A 14,220-nucleotide genomic window follows, 5' to 3' on the forward strand; every position below is an offset into this window, starting at 1 on the left:
CGTCGATAAGACGTGGTGAGGCGCTCCGGCTCGTGGGACAGTGGAGTGCAAGATGACTGAACCTGCACCCGCTCGTCGCCCCGCGTCCCCCGACCCCCGTCCCGTCGGCCGGCCGATCCGTCTCGACGGCGACGTCCCCGACGCCTCCGAGGCCTCCGACGTCCGCGTCGGGTCCGGGCCCGAGGACGTCACCACCGGGACGCTGGAACTCGAGGAGCGCACCTCGCTCCGCCGCGTCCCCGGGCTGACCGGCGCGTCCACCGAGCTCACCGACGTCACCGAGGTCGAGTACCGGCAGCTCCGGCTGGAGCGCGTCGTGCTCGTCGGCGTGTGGACCAGCGGCACCGCCGCGGCGGCCGACGCCTCCATGGTCGAGCTCGCGCGTCTGGCCGAGACCGCCGGCTCCGAGGTCCTCGACGGCCTGGTGCAACGGCGCTCCTCGCCCGACCCCGCGACGTTCGTGGGTTCCGGCAAGGTCGCCGAGCTGCGCGAGACCGTGCAGTCGACCGGCGCCGACACCGTGATCGCCGACGGCGAGCTCTCGCCCGGCCAGCTGCGGCAGCTCGAGGAGAAGCTCAAGGTCAAGGTGGTCGACCGGACCGCGCTGATCCTCGACATCTTCGCCCAGCACGCGCGCTCTCGGGAGGGCAAGGCGCAGGTCGAGCTCGCCCAGCTGCGCTACTTCCTGCCCCGCCTGCGCGGCTGGGGCGAGTCGATGTCCCGGCAGGGTGGTGGTGCGGGCGGTGGTGCCGGCGGCGGCGTCGGTACCCGTGGCCCCGGTGAGACCAAGCTCGAGACCGACCGGCGGCGCATCCACCAGCGGATCGCGAAGCTGCGCCGCGAGCTCGAGGGCATGAAGACGGTGCGCGACACCCAGCGCGACCGGCGCCGTCGTCGGGACGTCCCCGCCGTCGCGATCGCCGGGTACACCAACGCGGGCAAGTCGTCGCTGCTCAACGCGATCACCGACGCGGGCGTGCTGGTCGAGGACGCGCTGTTCGCCACCCTCGACCCCACCACGCGCCGGTGGGAGACCGCCGACGGCCGGGTCGCGACGCTGACCGACACCGTCGGCTTCGTCCGGCACCTGCCCCACCAGCTGGTCGAGGCGTTCCGCTCGACGCTGGAGGAGGTGGGCGACGCCGACCTCATCGTGCACGTGGTCGACGGCTCCGACCCCTCGGCGCTGGAGCAGATCGCCGCGGTCCGCGAGGTCATCGCCGAGATCGGCCACGACCCGGACACGCCGCGTCCGCCGTCGCGCGGGGACGACCCGCAGAAGGCCCTGCCGACGCCGCCCGAGCTGCTCGTGGTGAACAAGGTCGACGACGCCGACCCGATGGCGCTGGCGCAGCTGCGCGCGACGCTCCCGGGCGCCGTGTTCGTCTCCGCACGTACCGGCGAGGGCATCGACCTGCTCCGCCGCCGCATCGCCGAGGCGCTGCCGCGCCCGGAGGTCGAGGTGGAGGTCGTGCTGCCCTACACCGAGGGCGCGCTGGTGGCCCGGGTGCACGCCGAGGGCGAGGTGCTCGCCGAGCGGCACGTCGCCGAGGGCACCGTCCTGCACGCGCGGGTGTCGACGGAGCTGGCCGCGGCGGTGACCGACGCGGCCGTGCCGGTACCGGTCTCCTGATCCTCGGGCTGTTCCTGACGGCGGCCGTGGTCGCCTCCGGCGGCAGCAACGCGTCGTTGCTGTCATCCAGTGGCAGTCCCGGCGCATCGTCGATCGACTGCGCGCTGACCGACCCGCGCCTGGCGGAGGTGTCGGGGCTGGCCGTCGGCCCGGCCGGACCCGTCGTCGTGAACGACAGCGGGAACGCGACCGTGGTGTACACGCTGCGCCCGGACTGCACGGTCGCCACTGCTCGGCCGGTCGGTGTGCAGGGGCGCGACGTCGAGGACCTCGCGCGGGGCGCCGACGGGACGCTCTGGCTCGCCGACATCGGGGACAACGACCGCGAGCGGTCCACCGTGGCCCTGGTCCGGGTCCCGACGACGGGTCCGGGTGCGGTCGTGCGGCTGTCCTACCCGGACGGGCCGCACGACGCCGAGGCGCTGCTCCTGCCCGCCGACGGGCGGCCCGTGATCGTCACGAAGGAGGGCGGCGGGTTCGGACGCGTCTACTCGACCGAGGGGCCCCTGCCCGACGCGGCGTCCGAGCCCCTGCTGCTGCGGGCCGACGGCGAGGTGCGGCTGCCGTCGTCGAGCACCGAGGGCGGGCCGGTGAGCTTCCTGGGCCGGGGCCTGATCACGGGTGGCGCCCTGTCCGGGGACGGTCGCACGGCCGCCCTGCGGACCTATACCGACGCGTGGCTCTTCCCGGTGACCGGCCCGACGGCGGACGACGTGGTCGCGGCCCTGCGGGGCACACCGACCCAGGTCCCGCTCCCGGGGGAGCCGCAGGGCGAGGCGCTGGCGTTCACCGCCGACGGGGCGCTGCTCTCGGCGGGCGAGTCGCCGCGCGGTGGACCCGCGGCACGGCTCCACGAGGTCGCGGTGACGCCGGGGTCCGCGCCGCCGGCGGTCGCGGCCGGACCACCCACCGATCGGGGGCCCTCCCGCGGCCTGCTCGCCGGCACGGCCCTCGCCGTCACCGCTGCCGGCGTCGTGCTGGCGGGCGGCGTCCTGGTGGTCCGCCGGCGCCGGTGACCCGACCGGCCGTCGGGCCTCAGAGCCGCCGCAGGACTGCGGTGACCTTGCCCAGCACCGTCGCCTCGTCGCCGGGGATGGGCTCGTAGGCCTCGTTCGCGGGGAGCAGCCAGACGTGGCCGTCCTTGCGCTTGTAGGTCTTCACGGTGGCCTCGTTGTCGAGCATGGCGGCCACGATCTCGCCGTTCTCGGCGTTCGGCTGCTGGCGCACGACCACCCAGTCGCCGTCGGTGATGGCGGCGTCGATCATCGAGTCGCCGACGACCTTGAGGAGGAACAGCGAGCCCTCGCCGACGAGCTCCTTCGGCAGGGGGAAGACGTCCTCGACGGCCTGCTCGGCGAGGATCGGGCCACCGGCCGCGATCCGACCCACCACGGGCACGTAGGAGGGCGTGGGCCGGTCGGCGCGCACCCCCTCGGTCTCGGAGCCACCGCCGAGCTCGGGGTCGAGCTCCTCGGGCATGAAGACCTCGAGGGCGCGGGGGCGGCTCGCGTTGCGCCGCAGGAACCCCTTCTTCTCGAGGACCTTCATCTGGTGCGCCACCGACGAGGTGGACGTGAGGCCCGCGGCGTCCCCGATCTCGCGGACGCTCGGGGGGTAGCCGACCCGGTCCATGTAGTCGCGGATGACCTCGAGGACCTTGCGCTGGCGCGGGGTGAGCGCGGGCGTCCCGGAGGCCGACGGCTCGGGCTCCCGGTCGGGGAACGCGTGCACCTCCGCGGTCACGGCCGTGGCGACCCCGGCCGCCTCGGCGTCGGTCCCGGGTGGGTCGGGTGCGCCGTCGCGTCCGCGTCCTGACATGGGGTCCTCCTCGATTCGACGTCCGAGCCCGGGCGGCCCGACCGGTGGGGACGGGCCGGTGACGCTGCGTGCTCCCGACCGTGAAGGTAGCGCCGAGTGCGCAACGGATCAAACACGTGTTCGAAGGACACGCCGGTCGGTCCTTCGACGTTGTCAGGGGTCGATGCTAGACATCGCACAGGCGTTCGATCGAACGTCTGTGCGACGGAAGAAGGTGCCCGATGAGTTCTCCGACTCCGGTCCGGCCGCGGCCCGCGGCCGCAGGGCCCGACACGGCTCCCGTGCAGGTCACGAAGGGTCTCGACGCCGGGTGGGGCGGCCGTGCCGCCGGCCGTGTCCGGCCCGTGGGGCGCTCCGTCACCGGCGCGCCCACCCGTCCGGCGGCCCGCCGCGACGCGTGTCGGCCCGCCGGTCGGCCGGCCGCCCTGGTGGTGCCGCAGACCCCGTTGCTGCCCTCCGTCGGGCGGGTGAATTCCACCAGTGTGATTCATGTCGCTCCCGCGGCCGCGGCCGTCGTCCGTCGTCGGCGCGCCGTGGCCGCGGTGGTCCTCGCCGTGGTCCTGGTCGGGCTGCTGGCCCTCGCGGTCCGGCTCGGGGACGGCCTGGTCGGGTCCGCTCCCGAGCAGCCCGTGCCCGCGGGCACGGCCGTGACCGTCGTGGCGCCCGGGGAGTCGCTGCTCGACGTGGCCGCGCGGGTGGCGCCGGCCTCGGAGCCGTCCGCGGTGGCGGAGCGGATCCGCGCCGCGAACCACCTCTCGTCGTCCCTCGTCACTCCCGGTCGCCCCCTCGTGGTCCCCGCGGCGCCCTGAGCGGCCGTGGGGGTGGCGTCGCCGTGTCACCCACGCGTGCGCTCACCGGCACCACACACGGCCGTCGGGCGCGCGAGGGCGCCGCTCGTCGCGGGCGTCGCCGGACCAGGGGATCCGGCTTGCACCGCTTCCTCGGGTGTCGCTAGCGTCCCGCCCCAACATCTTGTGGTTACATCGATGTAGTTAGTCCACAGGTTGTGTGTGCAGGTGAGGCGTTGTCCACAGGGTCCCGCACAGGATCCCGGCATCGCTCCACCGTGGTCGGTGGTTCCTCCACCGGCGGCGCCCCCGAATCCACACCCCGGGAGCGTCTGGTCCACAGCGGTGTCCCCAGGCAGTCGACGGGGAGGCCGTTCATCCACAGGCCGTCCCGGCCGGGCGAGGAAGGAGAACCGGGTGCGCTGCCCGTTCTGCCGCAACGACGACTCCCGGGTCGTCGACTCGCGCGAGGCCGACGAGGGCCAGGCGATCCGTCGCCGCCGTTCCTGCACCGCGTGCGGGAAGCGGTTCACCACCGTCGAGGAGGCCGTGCTCGCGGTGGTCAAGCGCAGTGGGGTCACCGAGCCGTTCAGCCGCGAGAAGGTCATGCGCGGCGTGGCCCGGGCCTGCCAGGGACGTCCGGTCGACCCGGACGCGCTGGCGCTCCTGGCGCACAGGGTGGAGGAGACGGTGCGGGCGTCGGGCACGGCCGAGGTGCCGAGCCACGAGGTCGGGATGGCGATCCTGGGACCGCTGCGGGAGCTCGACGCCGTGGCCTACCTCCGGTTCGCCAGCGTCTACCGGAACTTCTCCTGCGTGGCCGACTTCGAGGCCGAGATCGCGGACCTCCGGGAACGCTCGACGGAGCACGAGGCAGTTGACGAGGACGACGGCCGGTTGACCGGCGCCGGTCGTTGAAGGTCGGGGACACGAGCACCGGAACGTGGGGAAGCGTCCCCGGTGCAGGAGGCGAGGAACGCATGACGGAGACCGTGGGGTCCGACACGAGCACCGACGGAGCGCCGGAAGGCGCGGGCCGTCGCGGCCTGTCGGTCACGCGCGTGCACACCACCGAGGGGGTCCACCCGTACGACGGGGTGGAGTGGGAGCGCCGCGACGTCGTCATGACCAACTGGCGCGACGGCTCGATCAACTTCGAGCAGCGCGGCGTCGAGTTCCCCTCGACGTGGTCGGTGAACGCCACGAACATCGTCACCAGCAAGTACTTCCGGGGGGCCGTCGGCACCCCGCAGCGCGAGTCGAGCCTGCGGCAGCTGATCGACCGCGTGGTGCGCAGCTACACCGAGGCCGGCCGCACCCACGGGTACTTCGCGAGCCCGGGCGACGCGGAGATCTTCTCCGACGAGCTGACCTGGATGCTCCTGCACCAGTACTTCAGCTTCAACTCGCCGGTCTGGTTCAACGTCGGCACGGCCTCGCCGCAGCAGGTCAGCGCCTGCTTCATCCTCGCCGTGGACGACACCATGGAGTCGATCCTCAACTGGTACCGCGAGGAAGGGCTGATCTTCAAGGGCGGCTCCGGCGCCGGCCTGAACCTCTCGCGCATCCGCTCGTCGAAGGAGCTCCTCTCCTCCGGCGGCACGGCCTCCGGGCCGGTGTCCTTCATGCGCGGCGCCGACGCCTCCGCCGGGACGATCAAGTCCGGTGGGGCGACCCGTCGCGCCGCGAAGATGGTCGTGCTCGACGTCGACCACCCCGACATCGCGGAGTTCGTCGAGACCAAGCGCAACGAGGAGAAGAAGATCCGTGTCCTGCGGGACGCGGGCTTCGACATGGACCTCGGCGGCGCCGACATCGCCTCCGTGCAGTACCAGAACGCCAACAACTCGGTCCGGGTCACCGACGAGTTCATGCGCGCCGTGCAGTCGGGCGGGCAGTTCGGGCTGCGGGCGCGGATGACCGGTGAGGTCATCGAGTCCGTCGACGCCAAGGGGCTGTTCCGGCAGATGGCCGAGGCGGCGTGGGAGTGCGCCGACCCGGGTCTGCAGTACGACGACACGATCAACGACTGGCACACCTCGCCGGAGTCCGGTCGGATCACCGCGTCCAACCCGTGCTCGGAGTACCTGCACCTGGACAACTCCAGCTGCAACCTCGCCTCGCTGAACCTCATGAAGTTCCTGGGCGACGACGGTCGCTTCGACGTCGAGGGCTTCACGCGCTCGGTCGAGCTCGTCATCACCGCGATGGACATCTCCATCTGCTTCGCCGACTTCCCGACCCCGGAGATCGGCGACACCACCCGGGCCTTCCGGCAGCTGGGTATCGGGTACGCGAACCTCGGCGCGCTGCTCATGGCGACCGGCCACGCGTACGACTCGGCCGGCGGCCAGGCGCTCGCCGCGGCCATCACCTCGCTGATGACCGGCACCGCCTACCGTCGTTCGGCCGAGCTGGCCGGTGCGGTCGCGCCCTACGACGGCTACGCCCGCAACGCGGACGCCCACCGCCGCGTGATGCGCAAGCACGCCGCCGCGAACGACGCGATCCGCACGCTGCACCGCGAGGACGCCCGCATCCGCGACGCCGCCACCGTGCAGTGGCAGGACGGGCTGGAGATCGGGGCCCGCAACGGCTGGCGCAACGCCCAGGCCAGCGTGCTCGCCCCCACCGGGACCATCGGCTTCATGATGGACTGCGACACCACCGGGGTGGAGCCGGACTTCTCGCTGGTCAAGTTCAAGAAGCTGGTCGGCGGCGGCTCGATGCAGATCGTCAACCAGACGGTCCCGCGCGCGCTGGAGGCCCTCGGCTACCAGGGCGAGCAGATCGAGGCGATCGTCGAGTTCATCGCCGAGCACGGGCACGTCGTCGACGCGCCGGGCCTGCGTCCCGAGCACTACGAGGTGTTCGACTGCGCCATGGGCGAGCGGGCCATCGCGCCGATGGGCCACGTGCGGATGATGGCGGCCGTCCAGCCGTTCATCTCCGGCGCCATCTCCAAGACGGTGAACATGCCGGAGCGGGCCACCGTCGAGGAGGTCGAGGAGATCTACTTCGAGTCCTGGAAAATGGGGCTCAAGGCGCTCGCGATCTACCGCGACAACTGCAAGGTCGGCCAGCCGCTGTCCGCCGGCAAGTCCAGCGGATCGACGGCCGAGTCGACCACCGGCCAGGAGGTCGCGACCACCGACCACCGCCCGGTGCGCAAGCGGCTCCCGAAGAAGCGCCCGAGCGAGACGGTGTCGTTCGCGGTCGCGGGCGCCGAGGGCTACATGACGGCGGGGTCCTACCCCGACGACGGCCTCGGCGAGATCTTCGTCAAGATGTCCAAGCAGGGCTCCACGCTCGCCGGCGTCATGGACGCGTTCTCGATGGCGATCTCCATCGCGCTGCAGTACGGCGTGCCGCTGGAGACCTACGTGTCGAAGTTCGTCAACATGCGCTTCGAGCCCGCCGGCATGACCGACGACCCCGACGTGCGGATGGCGACGAGCATCGTCGACTACCTGTTCCGTCGGATCGCGCTCGACCACCTGCCCTACGAGAAGCGTGCCCAGCTCGGCATCTTCTCGGCGGACGAGCGCACCGCCCAGGTCGCGATCGACTACGGGCAGGCCCCGGCCGCCCCGGTCGAGGTCGTCGAGGAGCTGCGGACGACGGTCGACGCGGCCGACGAGCCGGTGAAGCCCGCGGGTGTCCGCAAGGCCGACGTCTCGGTCGGGAGCTCCACCGAGCTGCTCGAGCTGCAGCAGGGCAAGGCGGCCGACGCGCCGCTCTGCCTGACCTGCGGGACCAAGATGCGGCCCGCCGGTTCCTGCTACGTCTGCGAGGGCTGCGGCTCCACCAGCGGCTGCAGCTGACGAGCGGTCCGGCGGCGTGCCGCAGGTTCACCTCCTGCTCACTCCGGGGGTGCTCGGGTTCTCGGTCGAGGACCCGGGCCCCCCGGGGGCCGTCGGACCCGGGAGACGTCGATGTGGAACCTGACCTGGCACCGGTGGACCGGGGACCGGGACGCGGCTGGCGCGATGCTCGACGAGCATCTGGCGTGGATGCTGGAGCAGCAGCGCGCAGGTCGGGTCATCGCCTCGGGCCCGACGGCGGACGGCGAGATCGGCATCATCGTGTTCGGGCACATGTCGCGCGACTAGGTCGACGCCCTGTGCGCGACCGAGCCGTTCGTCCGCGCCGGGCTGCGTGAGTACGACGTCTTCCCGTGGGACGTCCACCAGGTCCTGGGGATCGGACCGTTCGACTCCGCTGCCGTGTCCGCGGTGGTCCGGGCGCGGGGCGACGGCTGAGTCGCTGCGGCCCCCGGCGTGGCTCAGCCGGTCAGGAACTCCTGCCGATCAGGACGGTCAGCGCGAGGCCGGCGGGGCCGGCGGGGTGGGTTCGAGCAGTGACTCGAGCACCGCTCCGACGGCCAGCAGCCGCCGGTCGCTCCCGAGCGGGCCGTCGATCTCCAGGCCCACGGGCAGGCGGTCCGCGGTCGCCCCCGCCGGGAGGCTGAGGCCCGGGAGGCCGGCGTTGCTGGCCGGATCGGTGTTGCGGATGGCCGTGCCGAAGGTGTCGGTGGGCGCGGCCGAGCCCACCCGCACGGTCGAGGACCCGGCCTCGAGGTCGTGCGGGAAGGCCGGGAGCACCGTGGTCGGGAACAGGATCGCCGCCACGTCGTGCCGGGCGAAGTAGTCGCCGTACAGCGCCTGGAGCGCCGGGCGGTGCACGCGGACGGCGTCGTCGTACTGGGCCCCCAGGGCGTCGCCCGTGACCGCGGCGAAGACCTGGCGGACGTCCGGGCTCGCGATGCCGCGCACGATGTCGTCGAGGGTGGTCCCGTCGACGGCGGTCGCGCGCAGGTAGTCCGGGATGTCGGTGCGCGGCTCGTGGAGCGCGACGGGGAAGGACACCGCGCCGTTGAGCTCGAACAGCTCGGGCAGGTCGGCCTCCACCAGGGTCACCCCGGCGGTCGCGAGCAGGTCGAGCTGGCGATGGACGACGACCTCGAGCGCGGGATCGAGCCCCGACCAGAGGCAGGCCGGGATCCCGAGACGCAGCGTCCGGGGGTCGACCGTGGGAGTCTCGGTCGCCCCGGTGACGACGGCGTCGAGCAGAGCCACGTCGGCCACCGTCCGGGCCATCGGCCCGACGGTGTCCCTGGTGCGGCTGATGGGCACGACGCTCCCGGCGTCGTGGTAGCGGCGCTGGGGGCCGCCGTCCCCGACCGAGGGGCGGAAGCCCACGATGCCGGTCAGGGCAGCGGGCACACGGGTCGAGCCCCCGGTGTCGGTCCCGAGGCCGGCCGGTGCGGCGCCCACCGCGACCGCGACCGCGGTGCCCCCGGACGACCCGCCCGCGACGAGGTCGGGGCGGTGCGGGTTGCGCACGGGGCCGGCGAAGGGGGAGAGGTTCGTGCTGGTGGCCCCGAACGCCAGCTCGTGCATGTTGGTCTTGCCGAGCACGGTGGCGCCGGCGTCGACGAGCCGTTGCACGCTCGGCGCGGTGGTGTGCGCCCGGCGGTACCGGAGGGCGGGCGTGCCGCCGGTCGTCGGCAGCCCGGCCACGTCGATGTTGTCCTTCACCACCACCACGAGGCCGGCCAGCTCGGGCGCGTCACCGGCGGCGACCCGTGCGTCCAGGTCGGCGGCGCGGGCACGGGCCCCCGACTCGTCGAGCGTGATGAAGGCGTTCGACGGCCGCTCGGCGTGCGCCCGGTCGAGAAGGGCCTCGACGTAGTCCGACACGGCGATCCGCGCGGCGCGGACGGCCGCGACGGCCTCGACGGCGCTCCACCGGCAGAGGTCGTCCGTCGCCCCGGGGGCGCGCCGCTCGTCCATGCTGCTTCTCCACGGGTCCCGGGACGCTGACCGAACGATCGGTCGGTGACGCGGTCACCCTGGCAGACCGGATCGCGGCGAGCAAGGACCGGACGGCAACCCGAACCCCACTAATCTGACGGCGTGCTCCGCGTCGACGTGCTCGGCGACGTGCGCGCCGCCCTCGACGGTCGGCCGCTCGATCTCGGCGGCCCCCGGCAGCGCGCCGTCCTGGGCCTGCTCGTCGCCGCCCGTGGGCACGTGGTCCCCACCGATCGGTTCGTCGAGGACCTCTGGGCGGGCAGCCCGCCCCCGAAGGCCCTCGGGGCGCTCCAGGCCTACGTCTCCCACCTGAGGCGCCGCCTCGAACCCGACCGGGCGCCCCGCACGCCGGCATCGGTGCTGGTCAGCGTCGCTCCCGGCTACCGGCTGGTGCTCCCGGTCGAGCAGGTCGACGCCTGGGAGGTCGCGCGTTCGGTGGAGGCGGCGCGCACCGCACCGCCCGCCGAGGCGCTCGCGCTCGCCCTGCGGGCCCGCGCCCGGCGCACCGGGCGCCCGTTCGCGCCGTACGTCGACGAGCCCTGGGCGGCGACGGAGGCCACCCGGCTCGACGAGCTGCACGCGGCCGCCGCCGAGATCGCCGGCCAGGCCGCCCTGGCCCTCGACCGGCCCGGGCAGGCCCTCGACGCCCTCGACGCCCTCGTCCGGGCCGAGCCGTTGCGGGAGAGCGCGGCGGCGCTGCTGGCGCGGACCCTGGCCGCCCTCGGACGACCGGGCGACGCGCTGACCGTGCTGCGCGAGGTCCGGACGCGCATCGTCGACGAGCTCGGCCTCGACCCGGGCCCGCAGTGGCGGTCGGCGCACACCGCCGTCCTCGCCCCGCCCGCCGCCTCCCGTCCGCAGCCGACCCGGGAGGGCGGTGGGCGACGGCGAGCCCCCGCCGACGCCCGCCCCCGGGAGGACCGGGACGACGGGTTCCTCGGCCGCGGCGAGGAGCTCGCCCGGCTGCACGGGGCGGACCGGGCGGCCGGGCCCCGCGCCGGCGTCGTCTGGATCACCGCAGCGGCCGGCACGGGGAAGTCGGCGTTGGTCGAGCGTTTCGCGCAGGAGGCCGCCGACCGGGGGAGGGACGTGCTGCGGGTGCGCTGCCCGGAGGTCGCCGGCGCCCCGCCGGGGCACGCGTGGCGGGATCTCCTCGTGCGGGCGACCGGCACGTCCCCGGCCCCGGCGGGCGCCTTCGCGCTGGCCGCGGCCGTCGCCCCCGTCGTCGGAGGCGCCGTCGTGGTGTGCGAGGACGTCCACGGCGCGGACGGGGGAACCTGATGGTGCTGCGCCACCTCGTGGCGAGCGGTGCCGCGCCCCTGCTGGTCGTCGCGACCTACCGCGACGACGAGGTGTCCGACGACCTCCGCGGCACCCTGGCGCTCCTCGCGGCCCAGACCCGCGACCGGCTCCGGCTGGGTGGGCTCGACGCCGAGTCCGGGCGGCGCCTGCTGCAGCGGCACGCCGGGCGGGATCTCGCCGAGCGCACCTGGCGGGCACTGCTCGCCCGGGCCGCCGGCAACGCGCTCTTCCTGCGGGAGCTCGGCGACCTCGCCCGCACCGAGGGTGACGACGTGGCGACGCGGGAGCTCCCGGCGGGCGTCGGGGACGTCCTCGGCCGGCGGATCGCGCGCCTGCCGGCCCGGGCGGTCGCCACCCTGACGCGTGCGGCGGTCCTCGGCCGCGAGGTCGACGTCGACCTCATGCTCGAGGTCGACGCGCTGCGGGGCCCGCTGTCCGAGGACGAGCTGCTCGACGACCTCGACTCCGGGGTCGTCGCGGGCCTGCTCGAGGGCGACAGCACCCTGCGGTTCACCCACGCCCTCGTCCGGGACGCCGTCGCGGCGCGCATGCCGCCCCTGCGCCGGGCCCGGCTGCACCGGGCCCTGCTCGACGCGCTCGCGACCCGCCACCCGTCGGGCAGCCACGCGCTCGCCCACCACGCCGAGCTCGCGCTCGACGCCGCCACCGCGGGCCGGGTGCTGCCGCACCTCGTCACCGGCGCGGCGGCGGCCCACGAGGCGGGTGCGGTCGAGGAGGCCGTCCGGTGGTGGCGGGCGGCCCTGCGCGCCCACGACCTCGGGGCCGGCGACGGCGCGAGCCGGCTGCGCGCCCAGCGGGAACTGGTCCGCGCACTCGCGGCGTCCGGGGACCTGTCCGCCGCCCTGGCCGAGCGGACGCGCGCGATCGAGGCGGCCCGGCGCACCGGGAACCCCACCGACGAGGCGTGGGCGTGGTCGTGGGACGTGGCGGCCCTGTGGGCGACCGGACCGGCGATCGCGGACCAGGACGCCGCCGTCGCCCGCGTGCAGCAGCTGCTCGCCACCGTCGACCCGACCGATCGACGGCTCCGGGCGGAGCTGTGGATCGCCCTCGCGCACGAGTCCCAGCCCTGGCTGGTGGACCTCGGCCGGACCGCGGGTGAGGAGGCGCTCGCGCTGGCCCGCGCCCTCGACGACCCGCGCCTGCTCTGCCGGGCGCTCAACCTCGCCCACCTGCACACCTTCGGCGTCGCCGACCCCGACTACCAGCGCCGCGTCGGCGAGGAGATGCTCGCCGTCGCAACCCGGGCCCGCCTGGGGGACCACCGCGCGCTCGCCCACCTGATCCTGTCCGCGGCGGCGATCGGGACCGGCGACCTCGACGCGGCGCGCTCCCACCTCGACGGAGCGACCGCGACCGCCGGGGCCGGGCAGCTCCCCGTCCTGGCGCTCTCGGTCGCCGTGTTCGACGCGACCCTCGACCTCGTCCACGGCCGCGTCGGGGCGGCCCACGCCGCGTTCGACGAACTCACCCGGCGCATCACGGCCTCCGGGGACCCGAACGGCCGGTTCATCCGGGCCTGGGTCATGACGACGACGGCCGCGGCCGCCGGCGACTCCTCGGGCATGGTCGACGAGCTGGAGGCGATCGCGACGGCAGGTGGGGCGGGCTTCGTCGCCGTGCTCCGGGTCCTCGCGCGACTCGACGCCGGGCAGGAGGAGGAGGCCCGCGCGCTGTGGCCGCTCCCGCCCTACCCCCGCGAGGCGACCTGGCTGCTGGAGACGGCGTTCCAGTGCCTCGCAGCCTGCCGGCTCGACGACGCGTCGGTCGTGCGCCGCACCCGCGACGACCTCGCGCCGTGGGCCGGTCAGCTCGTCCGCACCGTGAACGGGCAGCTCGTGCTCGGCCCCGTCGACCTCGTCCTGGCCCGGGCCGCGCTCTGCCTCGGGGAGGACCCGCGGCCGCACGCGGCCGCCGCCGCGGCGCTCGCCCGCCGTCTGGACGCCCCGCACTGGCTCGCCGAGGCCCGGGCCCTGGGCTGACCGCAAGTCGATCGCAAGTGGTGGCGGGCAGCGTCCCCGTCGTCCACCGATCGAGGAGTCACCATGACCGTCACCCACCGCCACCTGCTCACCCTCGGCGGCACCGCCCTCGCCCTGTCCGGGATCACCGGGCTCGCCGGCGGCCTGCTGCACCCCGTCGTCGACGGGCAGTCCCACTCGGCCGCGTCGATCACGGCGCCGGGCGGTCCACCGGCCTACCTGCTGCTCTACGGCGGCGCGATCCTGCTGATGCTCGGGCTCCCGGCCGTCACCGCGTGGCTCGCGCCGCGGGTCGGCCTGCTCGGCGTCGCCGGGCTGACGCTGTACTTCGTGGGCAACGCCCTGTCCGCGCAGTCGCACCTGGTCGTCGAGGGCTTCGTCGCGCGCGAGGTGCCCCAGGCCATTCCCGACGACGGCTCCATCATCGCCTCGGGCTCGTTCCTGCTGCTGCAGGTGGTGGGCGGGCTCGTCTTCGTCGCCGGGGTGCTGCTGACCGGGATCGCGCTGCTGCGCCGCGGGTCGGGCGTGCCCTGGTGGATCGGGGCGGCGTTCGTCCTGTCCGCGCTCGGCGTGCTGGTCCCGTTGCCCGAGGCACCCGTCCTCACCGGGTTGCAGGTCGAGCTGTTCGAGGCCGTCGGCACCGTGGGGCTGGGTGTCCTCGCGGTCCGGGCCGCCCGCGCGGTCGATTCGGGACCGACCCGTTCCGCACGAACGGCACTCTCGCGCGCCTAGATGTCGTGACCCGTCACGTTGTTAGCAGGCGAGGCGGGTGTTTGGTGGCTGGCCGCCGAGGGCGGAGTGGGCGCGGCGAGTGTTGTAGTCGTGGACCCAGGTGTCCAGGGCGGCCAGCCGCTGATGGT

The 14,220-nt window shown here is 74.6% G+C and carries 12 protein-coding genes; 9 read left to right on the top strand and 3 right to left on the bottom strand.

Going from position 1 to position 14,220, the window contains the following annotated elements; translation table 11 throughout:
- Window positions 1–52: 52 nt before the first annotated feature.
- Both hflX and QSK00_RS27305 read left to right on the top strand, forming a co-directional pair.
- Window positions 53–1,633, top strand: coding sequence for a GTPase HflX (gene hflX / locus QSK00_RS27300; protein WP_285596103.1), 1,581 nt, complete (start codon window positions 53–55; stop codon window positions 1,631–1,633).
- Window positions 1,634–1,689: 56 nt separating this feature from the next.
- Window positions 1,690–2,649, top strand: a complete 960-nt coding sequence (locus QSK00_RS27305; RefSeq protein ID WP_285596105.1) for a hypothetical protein — start codon at window positions 1,690–1,692, stop codon at window positions 2,647–2,649.
- Between the two features lie 19 nt (window positions 2,650–2,668).
- Here QSK00_RS27305 and lexA read toward each other — a convergent pair whose 3' ends face one another.
- Window positions 2,669–3,451, bottom strand: a complete 783-nt coding sequence (gene lexA, locus QSK00_RS27310) for a transcriptional repressor LexA (RefSeq protein WP_285596107.1) — start codon at window positions 3,449–3,451, stop codon at window positions 2,669–2,671.
- A gap of 221 nt (window positions 3,452–3,672) precedes the next feature.
- Between lexA and QSK00_RS27315 the strand changes: the two genes are divergently transcribed.
- The 4 genes from QSK00_RS27315 to QSK00_RS27330 all read left to right on the top strand — a co-directional run bounded on the left by QSK00_RS27315 (window position 3,673) and on the right by QSK00_RS27330 (window position 8,351).
- Window positions 3,673–4,260: a hypothetical protein gene (locus QSK00_RS27315; protein WP_285596109.1), complete on the top strand. Its 588-nt coding sequence runs from the start codon at window positions 3,673–3,675 to the stop codon at window positions 4,258–4,260.
- Between the two features lie 396 nt (window positions 4,261–4,656).
- Window positions 4,657–5,157, top strand: coding sequence for a transcriptional regulator NrdR (gene nrdR, locus QSK00_RS27320; protein WP_285596111.1), 501 nt, complete (start codon window positions 4,657–4,659; stop codon window positions 5,155–5,157).
- Between the two features lie 62 nt (window positions 5,158–5,219).
- A complete protein-coding gene (locus tag QSK00_RS27325; protein WP_285596113.1) occupies window positions 5,220–8,063 on the top strand; it encodes a vitamin B12-dependent ribonucleotide reductase in 2,844 nt (947 codons plus the stop codon).
- Window positions 8,064–8,174: 111 nt separating this feature from the next.
- Entirely contained in the window at window positions 8,175–8,351 is a 177-nt protein-coding gene (locus QSK00_RS27330; protein WP_285596115.1) for a YciI family protein, read from the top strand.
- Between the two features lie 207 nt (window positions 8,352–8,558).
- On the opposite strand, the gene iaaH is transcribed toward QSK00_RS27330, so the two are convergent.
- Complete coding sequence (iaaH, locus tag QSK00_RS27335) at window positions 8,559–10,034, bottom strand: indoleacetamide hydrolase (RefSeq protein ID WP_285596117.1); 1,476 nt, start codon at window positions 10,032–10,034, stop codon at window positions 8,559–8,561.
- 123 nt (window positions 10,035–10,157) lie between these two features.
- On the opposite strand from iaaH, the gene QSK00_RS27340 reads away from it, so the two are divergent.
- The 3 genes from QSK00_RS27340 to QSK00_RS27350 all read left to right on the top strand — a co-directional run bounded on the left by QSK00_RS27340 (window position 10,158) and on the right by QSK00_RS27350 (window position 14,092).
- A complete protein-coding gene (locus QSK00_RS27340; RefSeq protein ID WP_285596120.1) occupies window positions 10,158–11,336 on the top strand; it encodes an AfsR/SARP family transcriptional regulator in 1,179 nt (392 codons plus the stop codon).
- A complete protein-coding gene (locus QSK00_RS27345) occupies window positions 11,336–13,360 on the top strand; it encodes an ATP-binding protein (protein WP_285596121.1) in 2,025 nt (674 codons plus the stop codon). Before QSK00_RS27340 ends, QSK00_RS27345 begins: the two co-directional genes overlap by 1 nt.
- Window positions 13,361–13,423: 63 nt before the next feature.
- Entirely contained in the window at window positions 13,424–14,092 is a 669-nt protein-coding gene (locus QSK00_RS27350) for a hypothetical protein (protein ID WP_285596124.1), read from the top strand.
- Window positions 14,093–14,113: 21 nt separating this feature from the next.
- On the opposite strand, the gene QSK00_RS27355 is transcribed toward QSK00_RS27350, so the two are convergent.
- Window positions 14,114–14,220: integrase core domain-containing protein (locus QSK00_RS27355; protein ID WP_285591427.1), on the bottom strand; the 107-nt coding region annotated here is incomplete at its 5' end.

It is taken from the genome of Actinomycetospora sp. NBRC 106378 (genome assembly GCF_030269685.1).
Classification (GTDB): domain Bacteria; phylum Actinomycetota; class Actinomycetes; order Mycobacteriales; family Pseudonocardiaceae; genus Actinomycetospora.